The 16,652-nt window shown below is 59.8% G+C and carries 13 protein-coding genes; 9 read left to right on the top strand and 4 right to left on the bottom strand.

Annotated elements, in window-relative coordinates:
• Positions 1 to 15: 15 nt before the first annotated feature.
• The 3 genes from J8I82_RS38295 to J8I82_RS13330 all read right to left on the bottom strand — a co-directional run bounded on the left by J8I82_RS38295 (position 16) and on the right by J8I82_RS13330 (position 2,387).
• Positions 16 to 489, bottom strand: a complete 474-nt coding sequence (locus J8I82_RS38295) for a hypothetical protein (protein WP_245179707.1) — start codon at positions 487 to 489, stop codon at positions 16 to 18.
• Positions 490 to 1,003: 514 nt separating this feature from the next.
• Positions 1,004 to 1,852: a class I SAM-dependent methyltransferase gene (locus J8I82_RS13335; RefSeq protein ID WP_209758123.1), complete on the bottom strand. Its 849-nt coding sequence runs from the start codon at positions 1,850 to 1,852 to the stop codon at positions 1,004 to 1,006.
• On the bottom strand, positions 1,761 to 2,387 hold the full coding sequence (locus J8I82_RS13330; protein WP_209758121.1) for a DUF2188 domain-containing protein: 627 nt from the start codon (positions 2,385 to 2,387) through the stop codon (positions 1,761 to 1,763). Before J8I82_RS13330 ends, J8I82_RS13335 begins: the two co-directional genes overlap by 92 nt.
• Positions 2,388 to 2,629: 242 nt before the next feature.
• On the opposite strand from J8I82_RS13330, the gene J8I82_RS13325 reads away from it, so the two are divergent.
• Positions 2,630 to 3,346, top strand: a complete 717-nt coding sequence (locus J8I82_RS13325; RefSeq protein ID WP_245179705.1) for a hypothetical protein — start codon at positions 2,630 to 2,632, stop codon at positions 3,344 to 3,346.
• Positions 3,347 to 3,885: 539 nt separating this feature from the next.
• Here J8I82_RS13325 and J8I82_RS13320 read toward each other — a convergent pair.
• Entirely contained in the window at positions 3,886 to 5,325 is a 1,440-nt protein-coding gene (locus J8I82_RS13320; protein WP_209758119.1) for a TetR/AcrR family transcriptional regulator, read from the bottom strand.
• A gap of 546 nt (positions 5,326 to 5,871) precedes the next feature.
• On the opposite strand from J8I82_RS13320, the gene J8I82_RS13315 reads away from it, so the two are divergent.
• From J8I82_RS13315 to J8I82_RS13280, 8 genes are all read left to right on the top strand, one after another.
• Positions 5,872 to 6,750: a phytanoyl-CoA dioxygenase family protein gene (locus tag J8I82_RS13315; protein WP_209758117.1), complete on the top strand. Its 879-nt coding sequence runs from the start codon at positions 5,872 to 5,874 to the stop codon at positions 6,748 to 6,750.
• 203 nt (positions 6,751 to 6,953) lie between these two features.
• On the top strand, positions 6,954 to 7,367 hold the full coding sequence (locus J8I82_RS13310; protein ID WP_209758115.1) for a RidA family protein: 414 nt from the start codon (positions 6,954 to 6,956) through the stop codon (positions 7,365 to 7,367).
• Between the two features lie 145 nt (positions 7,368 to 7,512).
• Positions 7,513 to 8,880, top strand: a complete 1,368-nt coding sequence (locus J8I82_RS13305; RefSeq protein WP_209758113.1) for a DUF1329 domain-containing protein — start codon at positions 7,513 to 7,515, stop codon at positions 8,878 to 8,880.
• Positions 8,881 to 8,956: 76 nt separating this feature from the next.
• Entirely contained in the window at positions 8,957 to 10,789 is a 1,833-nt protein-coding gene (locus J8I82_RS13300; RefSeq protein WP_209758111.1) for a DUF1302 domain-containing protein, read from the top strand.
• Positions 10,790 to 10,852: 63 nt separating this feature from the next.
• A complete protein-coding gene (locus tag J8I82_RS13295) occupies positions 10,853 to 13,213 on the top strand; it encodes an efflux RND transporter permease subunit (protein ID WP_209758110.1) in 2,361 nt (786 codons plus the stop codon).
• Between the two features lie 31 nt (positions 13,214 to 13,244).
• Positions 13,245 to 14,216 carry a WD40/YVTN/BNR-like repeat-containing protein gene (locus J8I82_RS13290; protein ID WP_209758108.1) on the top strand — a complete coding sequence of 324 codons (972 nt, stop codon included), beginning with the start codon at positions 13,245 to 13,247 and terminating at the stop codon, positions 14,214 to 14,216.
• Positions 14,217 to 14,281: 65 nt separating this feature from the next.
• Positions 14,282 to 15,784 carry an NAD(P)/FAD-dependent oxidoreductase gene (locus J8I82_RS13285; RefSeq protein WP_209758106.1) on the top strand — a complete coding sequence of 501 codons (1,503 nt, stop codon included), beginning with the start codon at positions 14,282 to 14,284 and terminating at the stop codon, positions 15,782 to 15,784.
• Positions 15,785 to 16,465 (top strand): c-type cytochrome, encoded by a 681-nt coding sequence (locus J8I82_RS13280; protein WP_209758104.1) that lies wholly within the window; start codon positions 15,785 to 15,787, stop codon positions 16,463 to 16,465.
• Positions 16,466 to 16,652 lie beyond the last annotated feature (187 nt).

Below are 16,652 nucleotides of genomic sequence, written 5' to 3'. Positions count from 1 at the left end.
GCATCTGCCGAGCGCTCAGCCGGCCGTCGACGTGCAGTCCTGGGGCAGGGCAGAACAGTCGAAATGGGCGGCTGCATACACGGCGTTGCACGCCCACACTTCTTGCTCGTCTTTGTAGAAGGTCACCCACTTGCCGTCGCTAACGCAGCCGGCGCCGGGAAAAACCTCATCATGGCCGTTGCCGCCGTCCAGGGGGAACGGGGCGTGGGGCACGGCCCAGTAGTGGCCGCTCGCTAAGGCTTCGATCGATTTTCGGGACATCCTTTTCAGCCCCCCTGCGGCGAACGTGCCAGCTCGCCGCCGCGGCAAACGGTTCGTGTCAATCCTGCCAAGGCGTGACACCGTCGCGAAACCGTCTCGTGTAGTCTCACCGACTATCGCCTCTTGCTGATCCCGTGCAATGTCGCCATGGCGCCAACCCTCCGCATCGTCGTCCGAATGCTTGGCATCGGCGCCATCCTTGTCATCATCGCCGTTGTCTCGCGACAAGTCTATCTGCAAGTCGCCGCGCAAGCTGACTTAGCTGACGCGGAGGAGGCTCCCGCGGAAATGATGTTGATCCGCTGCGAGACGCTGCATCAACGCCTGGAGAATCGGCAGAGCCGCGCGGACACCGAGGCTACTGACGCGCTACCACGCGTTCGTTGTCGGGAGTCTTGACTCGGAGAGCTTCCGCCAATCACGCCCCTTGCGCAAAGCTGGTGGGTTGGCGACTTGCGGCGGCAAGCACTGAGCGAGATGGCTTGGATTGTTTTCGTTTTGCCCTCCTGGACTGGCTTGGTCAGCAGAAGAGGGGGGTCCCATTCATAATGTCACGATCTCGAAAGTATCCCGTCGAGAGGGGCCTCCGCCTTCGATACTCTTTTCGCGACCCTTCGGCGTCAATCAATTCTTCGTGTCTGGAACGGCCGTCCATCGTTGTTGAGCCGCCATTCGCTCACACCTGCAAATCGGTAGCGCCGAGGACTCAAACTTTCTCCCGATCTGCATCGGCCTGTTGAAACTATCCTGGCTTGGCGCCCGACCCGATAATGAGTTCAAGCTGGGTCTTGAAGCCTTCACCGACTTCGAACTGCTTTAGGCATTCATAGACATCGTTCCAGGCCTTCAATCTCGCCGCGACGTCGAGGTCCGCTACGACAGCCCGGTATGCCCCGGCGGCTTCCTGCATCAGTTGCAGAGCGTCCGACGCGCTCGGCAAGACGAGCTGCGCTCGAACGTGCTGGGTTTTCACATCCCCAAGACCGCTGTCGTTCATCAGGCGTTCCAACACGCCATTGCCTCCCAGTGCGAAGATTCCAGGCTGTCCGGGCGCGGGAGGAGCCTTGCCCGCGTGGCGTAAAAGGATCGCCATAGGCTGAGCCATAAAGGGATTGTTGGCCGGCGTCGTGAAGACCAGCGCCGCGAAACGCGCGCCAGGCTTGAGTGCGCGTTGAACAGCATCCAGTGCCTCCCCAGGCGACGGAAAAAGCATCAATCCTAATCGGCACATCGCCGCGTCGAATGGCGCCAATGTCTGGTCTAACTCATCTGCTGCGCATTCCAGCGTTTCGATATTCTGAAGACCGGCACTAGCGGCATTTCGGCGGACGTGCTCCAGCATGGTGCCCGATAAATCACAGGCGACCACTTCGCCGTCGGCACCCACTCGCATCGCTGCCTGGATGCTCTGGCTGCCGGCACCGCAAGCGAGATCGAGAACGCGCATGCCCGGCCGGATACCGGCCATATCGATGAGCGTGTCAGTGGCGCCCGAAAGACTAGTGGCAAACACATGCTCCCACTTCGCCCAGCCGGGTGCTGCCGATTCCCACGTATTGCGAAGATTGAATTTCGCTCTGCTGTCGGTCATCTGGACACGCCCCCACCGCCGTCTGTACAGGAGCATCGTATTGCACAAGCGATCTTGTTGACCCCGTCAAGCAGCGCCCGTAAGTTGGCTTCCCCTCAGAAGGCTTTGGCTTGCGGCGCTGGTAAATGCCGAGCTCTATAGCAACAGACGGTTGCCGTCGAAGAATTCCCGCGGCCGGCGCACGTGGGCGCAGTGGCAAAGGCAACTGGCGAATGCGGCAGTTCAACTCTAGAGCCCCAAGGCACCGGGACGCGGTTGTGGGCGGGGGTGTTTCGGTAATCACGTCAGCGTCCATCCAGTAAACAGTTATGAGAATCGTGACATAAGTGGGAGCGACGCGATTTGTACGGAATGTGCCCGTTCTGACCGGAAGCTTCCACGGAATGAACAGTTCGACCTGCTTCTGCTTGGCTCTCTCCGTGCCTGCGGCGATCGCTTCGTCCTGAGTGTCGAATGTTTCGCGGGCGTGGCCGCCCTCGGTCTCAACGGCCCAGCGGTCGTCGGCCGGGACCACGTGGATGTCCTGTCCCGGCATGGCTGTCTCCTGAAGTGATGGAGCCAGTCTGTGCCTGGCGACCAGGCGTCGGTATCACGCGCTGTCCGACAAAAGAAAAAGAAAAGCCCTTAGCCTGCCTGCCAAGGGCTTCAAATGTCGACAGGCAGTTCGCAGACCTGTCGCTCGGAATCGTCACATGCACTACGCTCACTTGCATCCCCTCATTCGGGGGTGACCGGAAAGCGCATCTACCGGAGTCCGGATACCGTCCGACAAGCCGAGTGCAAGAGACGCCGCTTCTTTTCGCATTGTCCCGGATGCTCTTAGAATTGGCGGAAGGCCGCATCCGGAGCCCGGCCGAAACACTCAGGGGAACCCGTATGTGCTACTCGGTGCAGATCCAGGCGGACTATCGAAAATACCAAAGGCTGTTTGGCGCATCGGTGAGCCTGGAATTGTTCGTCGAGCTGTTCTGGGAAAGGCGCCGGCGCGGCGATTGGTCGAAGCTGCCAAAGGCGATGCTTGCCCCCTTCGCTTCGCCGGACGGCGAAGCCGAACAGCGTGCAGCCGAACTGATCACGGCAGCCGAGCGTGAGCAAACCACGGCGTTCGAGGCTGAGTTGTTCCAGCAGAAGACGCGCCTGGCCGGCGCCGAAAGGGCGCTCGCCACCAAGCCGACCAAGAAGGCACAGAACGATCAGCGCATCGCCACCGACAAGATTCAGCGCGCGCAGCGCAATCTGGCCGATCTGCATCGCTCCGAGTTACTGCCACGCGATTCGCGCGTCTTCCCGGGCTACTATGCGCCAGTTCTGGTCGTCCGCGACGGCCAACTCACGGTGATTCCGATGCGCTACCAGTGTCGCCTGCCGGGCTGGACGGCGGCCATGGAACGGCAAAAGCCCGGAACCTACAACGCTTTCGGAACCTTGCTAACAGTTAGGTGGAAAAATATTCTTTTCAATCAACCACTTAGATCTACTAACTCTTTTTCCTAACCTCTCGAGCAACTGCGTGGTTGTGAGGTTGAATCTATGTGAGCCAATGGCCAGCGGTTCGCTGCGGTACTTGAATGATTGATGCCAGTTCAACTCAGCGGTTGCTCCGGCGACTCTCAGGCATAGCTGGGGAGGCGATACTCCGGCCGTCTCTCATCGACCCGTTTCCGCCCTTCGGCGCAGCGACATTTCATCGGCAGCTTTCAAGCGGCAACAGTCATTCATGGCTCGCTGGCTGCCGGATTGCGGACAGTAAGGATGCGGCGCTTATGTCGTGCCCAATCCTGGATAAGCTGCTGGGACCTACATTTGGCTGTGCCGGCATCCTGATCAACGCTCCGCGCATCTGCTGATGGGGCGCGGAAGCTGGTCTACGCACTCTGGCAATCCAACACGCGCTGATATTCGGCTACGGAGCGCCGAACTGCGAAGAAGGACAAAGTGCTGGCAGTTTCCTGTCAGCCCTTCAGTCTCTGGTGTGGGGGTGACTACTCGACAGCTAGGCGACATTGTCGGCTTAGGCAACGAATGCGATAGCTTTACGTCGCGCCCTTGGTGGCAACGGTTCCTTGCGCGACGCGAATCGTGACGGCTTTCATCAACTCGAAAATGCGATTCGCATCCGGCGGTTGCTTCTTCGAGCCAAACACCAAAGTCGTCGCCCCCTCTATCTGGGCCACAATGAGCGTCGCGCGCGCGTGGCATTCGCGCGCGGTGGCAGATGCGTCAAGCTCGCGTACTAAATCCACGTAGTTTGCTCGATAGGCCGAGTAGAGAGTTTTCGTCAGTTCAAGCGTAACGTCCGAGTGCTGAGCCAGTGCGAGCATTTCGAATATGAAGCGACATACTCTTGAATCGCGAGCTTCCTCAAAAGCATCAACAACGATCTCGCACAGTCGCTCCAGCGCAGGTTTGCCGCTCGGCTTGCCCATGTCTGCATACCGGTCCAGATAGACCTTCATCAGCGCGCTCGTTGTTGAGCGGAGTAGATCATCATGTGTTGGGAAGTAGTTCCGGAGCGCGGACTCCGGAATGCCAAGCTCCCTGGCTACCCGCGCGAGGGTAAAGTTCGCGTATCCTTCCGCCGCCAATAGGTTGGCGGCGGTAGAGACGATCTCATTGATTTTTACCTTTCGACGCTTCCCTTGAACGGTTGGTCGATAATAGGGCGCATCTTGGCCTGTCTGCCGCATGTTCAGCTCAAATAGTTCCCGCTGGCCATCCTCATCAGAATTAAAGATGCCGCCGTGCGCGCTGTTCGTGCCGTGGCTCTTCAGGTTGGGCAAGCTGCGAAGCGTTTCGTCGTTCTCAAGTGCTTGTGGCGACAAGTCAACGATCATTTTCACAGATTGCTTTGCCACGCGAACGCATTCGGCATAGTCCTTATCCGAATCTCCGCCGTTGTAAGCGAGTATCATCGTGCCAGCCGTCTGCGCGACAATCACTGACGCCCGGGCAAGGCACTCTTCGTGGGTCAAAGTCGGGTGGATCTCGGATAACAACTTCGCGAAGATGCTTCGATGCTCGGCATACATGTCATCAACGAGCTCCGCAGTGTAGGGTTCTTGCTGAGCGAAAGCCCAAACTTCAAACAGGAACTTCGGCCGATCGGTTTCGTTGATGTCGAAGAAAATGCGTTCTACCAGCGCGGAACAACGCCGCGTGGCACTGATGCCTGCCTGGTTTGCGATGGCGGTGTAGTCGCTGACTATCTGGGACACGTATTCTTGCAGCGCTGCACATAGCAACTCCCCTTTCGTTCGAAAGTAGTACTGCAGGTTTCCTAGTGTGATTCCTACGCGCCCAGCTACGCCGCGTGTTGCGAATGCGGCATATCCATCCTCACAAAAGGTTTGCTGCGCTGCATGAATGATCTGTGCCAGGCGCAGTTCCCGATTTCCCTGCGCAGCCGATCTCTTCTCTGCTCTTGCCTCTACAAGGTCACCCGAGGCTCCTCGCCTTACGGCTTTTTGTTGCACGTCGGCTCCCCCTTAAAAAAGAATTAACTGCGACCTGATCGCAGATCATAGGTCGCAACCACGGTAAGAGAATACACCATCGCATATCCAAACATGCGGCCTGTCGTTTAGGTTGTAGTCGCGATTGAAGCCGGCAACCGGCACCGCGCCGGTTCTGCTGTGTCGTGGCCATCGCGGATTGACCGTGTTCCACCAAGCGTTATCGGAAGCTCTGGCACTCCAGGTCAGTGTTTTCCCTAGCTCGACTCACCTTGTGGTTAGGTCGCTGCCGCGCTACGATTAGGTCAATGACGCGTTAATTATAGGTCTAAGACGCGTGTGATGTAGGTCGCATACGCGCTAAAGTTGGGCGCGGAGGTGCGCCGGCGGTGGGCGGAGGCGAAAAGGGACCTCGCTGGTCCTCATCGAAGGCGACGTGCTCGCGGGGACAGGAACGGTCGCTGTTGTCCCTCTTCGCTATATGGCTCTTGTTTCCCACCGCCTCACCCGGAAGTGAAGTTTGAGGTACATGCATTTGAAATTGCCCTACCAATGAAAGGTCCAGATATGAGCATCCGTAAGCTGCCCAATACATCGTCGCCTGACGAAATTGCCGCTGTCCTAGAGGAAGACGGGGTTGTTTGCGTTAAAGGCTTTACGACGCCGGAAACGCTGAATGGCTTGAAACAGGATTTGATGCCGTTGCTGGACACGACTCCGGGCGGTGACGATACCTTCTTCCTCGGTAACAAGACGCGCCGACTCGCGCGGCTCTTCGCGCGCACTGATCACGCTGTTTCTGTGGCGACGAATCCGCTGTATCTCGAGACTGCGCGCAAGATCCTGCAGTCCAAACCGCGAAAAGTTTGGGCTGGCGAACATCCGATGGAAGTCATCCCAGATCTCCAGATTGGCGGCACACAGGCTATCCAGATCTGGCCCGGGCAGGGTGCTCAACCCTTGCACCGCGACGATGCTGTTTTTCTCTGGCCCCATCCGTCCTCTCAGGAAGCTCGGATGAACATGATGGTGGCGCTGACGGAGTTCACACATGAGAACGGCGCAACGCGGGTCATCCCAGGCAGCAACAAATGGGGCGACGAGCGCATGCCGAAAGTCGAGGAGACGGTCACTGCGGAGATGAGCGCGGGGGATGCACTCATCTGGGTCGGGTCGACATACCACGGTGGTGGCGAGAACGCTGCGGATGCTCCCCGTACCGGCATTGTGATCCAGCTCGACCTGGCGTACCTGCGACAGGAAGAGAACCAATACCTCTCTATTCCGATCGAGCGGATGAAAGCTCTTCCTGAGGAAATTCAGCGGCTTCTCGGCTGGTCGCGAAGTGAAACGTACGGCGGCTGGGTAGAGCATAAGGGCCAGATGGTCGCCCCGCTCGAGCTGCTCAAGATTGATGACTTCAAGGAAGTTGGCTTGATTCCGTGAGAACGGTTTGGAGCACGGCGCCAATCGATGATGCCCGAGGGATTTTCCACGAAAACTTGGGCGTTATTGCAAAGGGTTCGCCGTAGAACAGGCTCGAGCTTTCGCCGTCGACATTGAACCTGCGATTCGCAATCGATCCCCGGGAAACCTGCCATACGAGAGGTTCCCGTGGGACAGCATGACTTCGTTTAGAGCAAAGGATCATGGCAACCACCATCAAACGACAATCGATCACACCACCTGCATTCCAGGCGTGGTACGACACCTATCACTTCTCACCGGCGACCCGCGTGGGAGACAGGATTTGGGTTTCCGGGCAGGTTGGAATGACTCCGGATGGAAGGATTGGCGAGGATATTCAAGCGCAGGCACGGATAGCCTTTGAATCCCTGAAAGTCGTTCTCGAGGCGGCGGGGGCAAGCCTTGCCGACGTCGTCGAATTGATGACCTTCCACACGGACCTTCGCGGAGAGGTCGAGGGCTTTGCGGCAGTGAAGGATGAGTACTTCCCAAACCGGTATCCATCGTGGACAGGGGTAGGGGTGACGCAATTGGCCCTTCCTGAGTTGCGCGTCGAAATTCGGGTGGTGGCTGTGGCTGGGTCTGGCAACGAGTGACTCCGCCATTTGACCAGTAGCGCGGCGGGGGACATCGCCCCAGTCCGCAGATAGACACAGTGCTTAACGCGTGCAACACGCTTTTGACCCTCGCCCCCTGCGATGAATCGCAAAGAGCGAGTGAAGGTCGAATTGGAAGGAGACCATGATGAAGAAGTACAGAATCGGAGTTGTGTCCGCTGTCGCGGCTGCGGCATGTCTTGTGATCGGCACCGCCGCCATGGCGGAAGACCTAACGCCGGAAGGCGGCGACCGTGCTGCCAGCAAGGACGGCAGCGTGCCCGCCTATGCAGGCAAGCAATCACCCGAGGCTGGTTGGGAGTGGGGCAAAGTTCGCGGTGATTTCTGGAAGCACAAAAACGAGAAGCCGCTGTACTCGATCGACGCGTCAAACGTTGATAAGTACGCAGACAAGCTGACGCCGGGTCAGGTCGCGCTGGTCAAGCAGAAGAAGGGCTACCGGCTGGACGTGTATCCGTCGCATCGCGAATGCCAGATGCCGGACCTTGCTGCGCAGAACTCCAAGGCAAATCTTACGTCGGCAAAGCTCGATTCGACCGGCGAGCAGTTGCAGACGGCGAACCTTCCAGGGGTCGCGTTTCCGCAGCCGAAAAGCGGCGCTGAAGCGATGCTGAACTACCTAATGCGGTACCGGGGTGAAGGCATTGAATGGCCGTCTGTGGTCACAACTGTTTCCCCCCGTCCGGGTAGCAGCGAATGGATCGATGCTACCAGCACAGCAAGTCAATACTTTCCGGCGGGCAAGTTGGGCAAGCGCACGCCTCAGGACGTCGACCAACTCAGCAGTGGCAGCTTCTTCAAGATGGAATCGCCCCCGGCACTCGCGGGGCAGGCCTTTGTTCAGCGTCAATTCTTCAACAAGGATCCGGAAACCTTCTATTACTTCCCCGGACAGCGGCGTGTGCGACGCATGCCGGCCTACACACACGATGCACCAGTCATCGGCTTCGAGAACCAGTACCTGATTGATGAGGCCAACATGTTCTTTGGCTCCCTCGACCGCTTCAACTGGAAGCTCGTTGGCAAGCAGGAAATGATCGTGCCGTACAACGCCTTCGGCATGTACAGGTTCAACGAGAAGTTGCACGACGTGATAACGCCTGATGGCATCGCCGCCGCTAACCGGCGCTATGAGATGCACCGTGTGTGGGTAGTCGAGGGCACGCTCAAGCCCACCGCGCGCCACGTTGCATCGAAGAAGGTTTTCTATCTGGACGAGGACAGCTGGTTGGCGCTTGTCGCCAATGACTACGACGCCCAGGGCAAGCTGTGGAGAGTGCGCGAGAGCTACCCGATCCCGGTGTGGGAACTGGGCGGCACCTGCGATAACGAGCCGTTTGCACAGTATGACCTGATCAACGGTCGGTACGTAACCGACTATTCGACGATCGGCCAGGGTAAAGACATTCGCTGGCATGAGAAGACCAACGATCCGCGCTTCAAGGCGGACTTCTTCACCTCCGAAACACTGAGGTCGGTGAGCGAGCGCTGAAGGCAGCCGCAGGGGAGGGCCGGCGCGCGTTTGAGGAGGCACGCGCCGGCTAAAGGAATCGGGTTGGAGGAAGGCGATGAAAACAAACAAGGTATCCCGGCGGAGCGCGATTTCGCTCGCCGTGCTGGGGGCGACAGCATCGAGCGCGTACGCGTTCGACTTTACGGCGGGCGCGGACGATGCCATCAAAGGCTCGCTGGTGACCAACATTACTGCCGGCGCGGGGATTCGGGTCAAGAACCCGAGCTGTTCCCTCACGGGCGATCCGAACGCGAACGGCTGCGGCGCAGCTGCCAATGTCGATCAGTGGGGCTTTGGCGACAACGGCAACCTGAACTACCGCAAGGGGCAGGCATTCAGCACTTACCTCAGCGCGACCAGTGAATTGCTGCTGACGATGCCGGGCGAGGGGCTCAAATTCATGGCCCGCGGTACCGGCATGTATGACTTCATGTCCAAGGACACGGCCAGGACGCCGTTGACGAGCACCGCGGCGGCGCAGGTGGTCTACGACGCGCAGTTGCTCGATCTCTGGGGCCAGAAGGACTTCACCATCGCGGAACGGAAAGCGCATGTGCGCCTCGGCAACCAGGTGATCAACTGGGGGGAGAGCATCTTCGCGCAGAGTGGCATCAATGCGACCAACTCGCTCGATATCCAGAAGCTGCTGATTCCCGGCACACAGCTCAAGCAGGCCCTGCGCCCGGCGCCGATGCTGAGCTTCGCCACCGGTCTTCCCGGCGGCTTCAGCACCGAGGCCTATTACCAGTTCCAGTGGAACGGCAACCGCTACCCGCCGGTCGGATCCTACTGGTCGGCCACGAATGTCTTAGGCCGCGGCGCGGAGCCATTGACAATCAATACAAGAAATTTCAACGTGGCAGGCCCTAGCGCGGGCACGATTGCGGGGCCAGATAGCCACAACTCGAGCACGATCAGCGCCATCAACAATGGCCTGGTCAACGGCGACTTTGCTGGCCCCCCATTCTTTGATATCGGTATTCCCGTCGCGTCGGAACTGCCCGCGAAGTACAGGCCCCAGTTCGGTCTGAAACTCAACTACACGCCGGCATCCTTGCCTGCAAACTTCGCGCTCTATTACATCAACTATATCGACAAGTCGCCGGTGCTGGCCTCATTGCCTAACGGGGCGGCACAGTGGTCGTATCTCGGCAATCGCCAGCTCTTCGGGGCCAGCGCGAATTTCCCCGTTGGCGATTGGGCGATCGGTACCGAGCTGTCATATCGGCCTCATGACGCCGTGGCGTTATCAGGCTGCTATGGCGCCGGCGGTCCGCTCGACATGAACACGAACGGTGTCTCCGGCATCAATTGCCGGCAGTGGGCCGACAGGAAGAAGCTTCAGTTCGACATCAACGGCATCCTGGCCCTTACGCGCAGCGAGTATCCGTTCCTCAAGCTGCTCGGCGCAGACCAGGCGAATCTGACCTGGGAGGCCACGTGGATCTACTACCCGGGCCTGAGCTCGCATGGCGTTACGCGAACGATCGACGGACAAACCGTGACACAGGCGACCGCTGCCGGCTATCTGCCCTGGTTGAACCAGAACTCAGGTCTGGGCTATCCGATCGCGATGTCGCAGGGCACGTCGAGTTCGGTGGGCGCAACCATCGATTTCAACTGGACGTATGACGGATCGCTAATTCCCGGCTGGCAGGTGACACCCGGCGTGACGTTCATGACATCGCTCTATGGCTATACGCCGACTATGTCGGCGAACTACCTCCAGGGCGCGAAGGCACTGAACTTGTATGTCCTGTTCAATCAGAACCCGGCCAAGTGGCAGGCCGGCGTGAACTTCACGGCGTTCTTCGGTGGGCACCAGTCGGTGGGACAGCCATACGCGGATCGCAACTTCATCGGTGCATTCGTCACGCGAAATTTCTGACGGGGTGACCCGTGAGGGGCGGTGCATGCGGTGCGCCGCTGGAATACTTAAAGGAGTGAGGTTGTGCTCAATCGTCTAGTCAGCGGCATGGAAAGTGTCTTCTTTGGCCACCGCATGATCGTGCTTGCCGTGATCGGGCTGTTTACGGCCGTGATGGCGGTATTCGCCGTGCAATTGCGGATGGACGCCGGCTTCGAGAAGCAGATGCCGATCGGCCATGAATACATCGAGACGTTCCAGAAGTACCGGTCCAATTTGCTCGGCGCGAACCGGATCACGGTGGTGGTGCGCGCCAGGAACGGCTCCATCTGGACGCCGGAAGGCCTGACGCGACTGTACAAGGTGACGCAGGCGGTGACGTACCTGCCGAACGTGGATCGCATCGGTGTGCGCTCGCTCTGGACGCCCAACGCGTTCGTCAACGAGGTCACAGAAGAAGGGTTTCGCGCGGAGCCGATCATCTCGGGCAACATCACGCCGGATCAACTGACGCCAGAGGTTGTTGCGGACATCCGTCGCGCGACCACGCTGGGCGGTTATGTCGGCACGCTGGTCTCGCACAACGAAGACAGCGCCATGATCACGGCCGAGCTGAACGAACGGGATAGCACGGGCAAGGTGCTCGACTACGTGGCGTTCAACCATACGCTCGAAGACAAGATCCGCAAGCCGTTCGAGGACGCCGGCTACGAAGTGCAGATCATCGGCTTCGCCAAGCAGATCGGCGACATTGCCGATGGCGCCACGGCCGTGCTGGGATTTTGCGCAATCGCACTGCTGCTGACCGCACTCGCGGTCTACTGGTACTGCCATTCGGTGCGCTTCACCGTGCTGCTGATCGTGTGTTCGCTGTCATCGCTGGTCTGGCAGTTCGGCACCTTGAGGCTGCTGGGCTTTGGTCTGGACCCGCTGGCGGTGCTGGTGCCCTTCCTGGTATTTGCCATCGGCGTGTCGCACGGCGTGCAGCAGGTCAACTTCATCGTGCGTGAAATCGCACGCGGCAATAGCTCATATGACGCTGCACGCCATAGCTTCAGCGGCCTGCTGATCCCGGGCGTGCTGGCACTCGTCACCGCGTTCGTGTCGTTCATCACGCTGCTGCTGATCCCAATTCCGATGGTGCGCGAGTTGGCGATCACGGCATCACTGGGCGTGGCCTACAAGATCGTCACGAACCTGATCCTGCTGCCGGTGGCCGCATCGTGCTTCAACTTCACCCAGGCCTATGCTGAAAGCGCACTCAAGCGAGGTGCCTGGCGCTCGGCGTTCCTGCGCCCGCTGTCGCGGGTGGCACAGCCGAAGGTCGCAGGCGTCACGCTTCTGATCACGTTGATGGTGTTTGCTGTCTCCGTCTGGCAGAGCCGCGACCGTGTGATCGGCACGCTGCAGCCGGGCGCGCCGGAGCTGCGTGAGGAAGCCCGCTTCAACCGCGATGCGACGTCTATCGCGGGCAATTACGACATGGGTCTCGACTGGCTCTCGGTGGCGATCGAATCGAGCGGCAAGGCGTGCGACAACGCTGCAGTTGGGCTGTATGAGAACGAGTTCACAGCCGCCATGCGCACCGCGCCTGGCGTGGTGTCCGCACAGTCGTACTCGGGGATGCTGCGCACGTACAACGCGGGCTACAACGAAGACTATCCCAAGATGAACGTCATACCGATCGACCCCGACAACTATGGCGCGGTGTCTGTCGATGTGGCCCGCCTGAAGGGCTTCATGACGGCCGACTGCAGCATGACCGCCGTCCACCTGTACCTGACCGATCACAAAGCGACGACGATCAACCGGATCCTCGACGACATCAAACAGTACCGCACGACACATCCGTTCCCGGGTATCAACATCCGCCTCGCGGCGGGCAATGCAGGTGTGCTGGCAGCCACCAACGACGAGGTAGAAAAGAGCGAACTGCCGATGATGTTGTACGTGTACGCCGCCATCGTGATTCTGGTGTTCCTGGCCTACCGCGACTGGCGCTCGATGCTGGCGTGCTGTGTGCCGCTGTCGGTGGCGACCTTCATCGGCTACTGGTTCATGAAGGAACTCAAAATCGGCCTGACGGTGGCGACCTTGCCGGTGATGGTGCTGGCGGTCGGTATCGGTGTGGACTATGCGCTGTACATCTACAACCGCCTGCAGCGGCACCTGGCCGAAGGCGATCCGATCGAGAAAGCCATGGAGCGTGCGCTGGAGTTCGAGTGCGTGGCCACGATCTTTACGGCCATCACGCTGGCAATCGGTGTGGCGACGTGGAGCTTCTCGGCACTGAAGTTCCAGGCCGACATGGGCAAGCTGCTGGCGTTCATGTTCCTCGTCAACCTGGTAATGGCCATGACGGCACTGCCCGCGCTGGCTTCGGTGCTGGAGCGTTGGTTTCCGCGCAGCAAGCCGGCGCGCGCGCCGGGCCTGCTCAGCCACTGATGCGCAGGAACATCACTACAGAGACTCAGCCATGATCAAGACTCTTGTTGCCGGCATCGCGCTGTGTGTGGCTACCGCAGCGTTTGCACAAACACCACCCAAAGGGTCGGTTACCACCTGGGCCGCGAAGCCCGCGCACACGTGGTCTGCTTCCACCCACAGGATGCTGCTGGATGCCACGCGCGCCGGCAAACGCATCGTTGCCGTGGGCGAGCACGGCATCGTTCTGCTCTCCGACGACGAAGGCAAGACCTATCGGCAGGCGCGCAGCGTACCGGTCTCCGCCACGCTGTCCGCCGTCACCTTTGCCGATGACAAGCACGGCTGGGTGGTGGGTCAGTGGGGCGTGATTCTCGCCACCCGCGATGGCGGTGAAACTTGGGAAAAGCAGCGCATGGACACGGCGGTCGATCAGCCGTTGTTTTCGGTGCTTTTCACCAACGACCACGATGGCGTTGCCGTCGGTCTGTGGTCATTGATGCTCCAGACCCATGACGGTGGCAAGACATGGACCAAAACGACGCTCCCGAAACCCCCGGACGGCGGCAAGGCCGATCGCAACTTGTACCACGTGTTCGCGGATCAGAAGGGCGCGCTTTACATCTCTGCTGAGCAAGGGACGGTTCTGAAGTCGACCGACGGCGGTGCAAACTGGGGCTACCTGGCGACGGGCGGCAAGGGCTCGCTGTGGTCGGGCGTGGCAATGCCCGATGGACGGATTGTTGTGGGTGGTCTGCTCGGCAGCCTGTTCCAGAGCAGCGATGGCGGTGCGACCTGGTCGCCGTTGAAGACGAAGACGAAGAGTTCGATCACCAATCTCGTGGCAAGCGGTAATGGCTTTGTTGGCGTTGGACTGGACGGGCTCGTCATGAGGCAGCTTGAAGACGGTGCGCCACCGGAGGTCGCGCAGCGTCCCGATCGGGCGGCACTGACTGCCGCTGTGATCGATGCAGGCGGCAAGCCGATTCTGTTTTCGAATGGCGGCGTGCTGGCCGGGCTTTGATCAGGTTCATATCCTGATCTGGAAGCAGCAGCCGCACTGACCATTTTTGGAAGAGGAACAACATAATGAAGAAAGACGGCACATCGCAGGCGACGCCGAAGCGCAAGCCAGATGTAGAGACCAGGCGGCAGCTCCTGCGCATGGCAGCTGTCGGGGCCGTGTCGCTGGCAGCGAGAGAGGTATCGGGGGCTGAAGGCGCCATGGTCACCTCCGCAGGGCGCGACGTGCTGGATGTTGCGATCATCGGCGCGGGTCTGGCGGGGCTGACCGCTGCGCGTGACCTGAAGCGCGCCGGGTGCGAGTCGTTCGTTGTCCTGGAGGCACGGGATCGCGTCGGCGGACGCACCTACAACCACGACCTTGGGCACGGTGTCGTTTCCGAGGCCGGCGGCCAGTGGATCGGCCCCGGGCAGACGGCGATTGCGGATCTGGCCCGCGAGCTTGAGGTCGACACGTTCCCGACTTACTACGCCGGCAAGACCGTCATCCTCGCTGGCGATACGCGGGTGGCTCAAGACCTCCATGGTACTGCCGGCGGTGACGAAGTCATTGGGGCCAAGCTCAACACGCTCGCACGTGGTGTGCCATCCGGTATGCCCTGGCAAGCGAAGACAGCGGCAGACCTCGACAAGCTCACGTATGGCGACTGGTTGCTGCAGCAAGGCGTGAAGCATGAAGACGGATATTTCCTAGGCATTGCAGCGCAACTATCGCTTGGCGGCGCGCCGGCGCAGCTTGGACTGCTGCACTACCTGTCGGTGATCAACAGTGCCAACTGCAACCTCGACCAACTCGAGTCAACCAAAGGCGGTGCGCAAGAAACGCGTTTCGTCGGAGGTGCACAAATTCTCAGCATCAAGATGGCCAAGGACCTCGGTGACAAGGTGAAACTGTCCCGCCCGGTACGCAAGATCTCCGGGTGGAATCGCGACATCATCGAGGTTCTTACTGATCAAGGAGCGATACGCGCTCGCCGGGTGATCGTTGCGATGAACCCGGCGCTGTGCAATCAGGTGGTGTTCGATCCGCCACTGCCCCAGGGACGATCGCAACTGCAGCGGCGATGGCCGGCGAACGCGCCAATGCGCAAGACGGTGCACGTTTATGACAAGCCATTCTGGCGGAATGACGGTCTGAATGGGCAGATCTTCCAGGTGGGCGGCCCGGTCTTCATGGCCTACGATAACTCGCCGCCGGACGGTTCGGTCGGTGTGATCTCCGCGTTCGTGGCGCCTGGCTCGCTGCCCAGCGAGCCAAAGGCTGCTGAGCGGATGTTGTCAGCCATCTATGCCAAGTCTTTAGGTGACAAGGCGCTGCGCCCGACGCAGTTCCACGATTTCGACTGGGGCAAGATTGATCCATGGACGCTTCAGTGCATCCATCCGATTCCTCCGGGCTTCTGGACGAAGTGGGGAAAATTCCTGCATCCCGCGGTGGGCCGGTTGATCTGGTCGGGCACAGAAACCGCAGACATCTGGGCCGGTGCGATGGACGGTGCGGTCCGTGCTGGCCATCGCGCCGCTTTGCAGGCGCTTGCCGCCCTGACCAGTCAAGGCGAGGTGGCGTAAATGAAGCGCACCTTGATCATCGTCGCCGTTGTTACGCTGGCAGGAGTTGCTATTGCTGGCATGCTCTATGGCCGGGATGTCATCGATGGCATGCGCTACGAGAAAGCCATGCACCAGATCGGCGAGACAAACAAGGCCAACGCCGGCCCGTGGCCGCAGCCCCAAGAGGCCTGTTTTGTCTGTCATGGCCCGCGCGGGCAGTCACTCAATGCGTGGTATCCGGCACTGTCCGGTCAGCCGAAGGCGTATATCGCCGCTCAGCTGCATGCGTTTGCTAGCGACCAACGGCCCAACGCATACATGGGCCCGCTTGCGAAGGATCTGACCGATGCAGAGATTGACGCATTCGCGATTTACTTCGCAAAACAAACACCGGCTCGAAACGAAGACGTTCCAGCCGATGCAGCGCTCGAAACACGAGGGCTGGCGCTCGTCCAGGCACGAAGTTGCCAGGCTTGCCACGGCGGGAATCTGATGGGCAAGGATCAGGTGCCGCGTCTGGCAGGGCAAGGGGCGGACTATCTGGCGAAGCAGCTCACCGACTTCAAGACGGGCGCACGCAAGGACCCAACGGGGGCAATGAACGGCGCTGCGTCAATGCTGTCGAGCGAAGACATCCCGGCTGTGGCGCGTTATCTGGCCGGAATGACACCTGAGCATGATGGTGCAGTTGCGCACTAAGTAGTTTCTGACTCGCTTCGATTCGACGGCGCGGCACCGGCACGGAAGCCGTCGGAAGCGGGCACGCCGGGCATGCATTTCTATTAATTAGTCAATATGACCTACGTTTGTCTTTGCGCTCTACAAATTGATGGCCGGATTGGTGGACTCTGATGCCCACCTTTGAAGGGAAACAGCAAGCAGCAGG

The organism is Cupriavidus consociatus (assembly GCF_017814975.1).
Taxonomy (GTDB): Bacteria; Pseudomonadota; Gammaproteobacteria; order Burkholderiales; family Burkholderiaceae; genus Cupriavidus; species Cupriavidus consociatus.
Note: the sequence above shows the minus strand (reverse complement) of the source record. Positions and strands in the feature narration are given on the sequence as shown.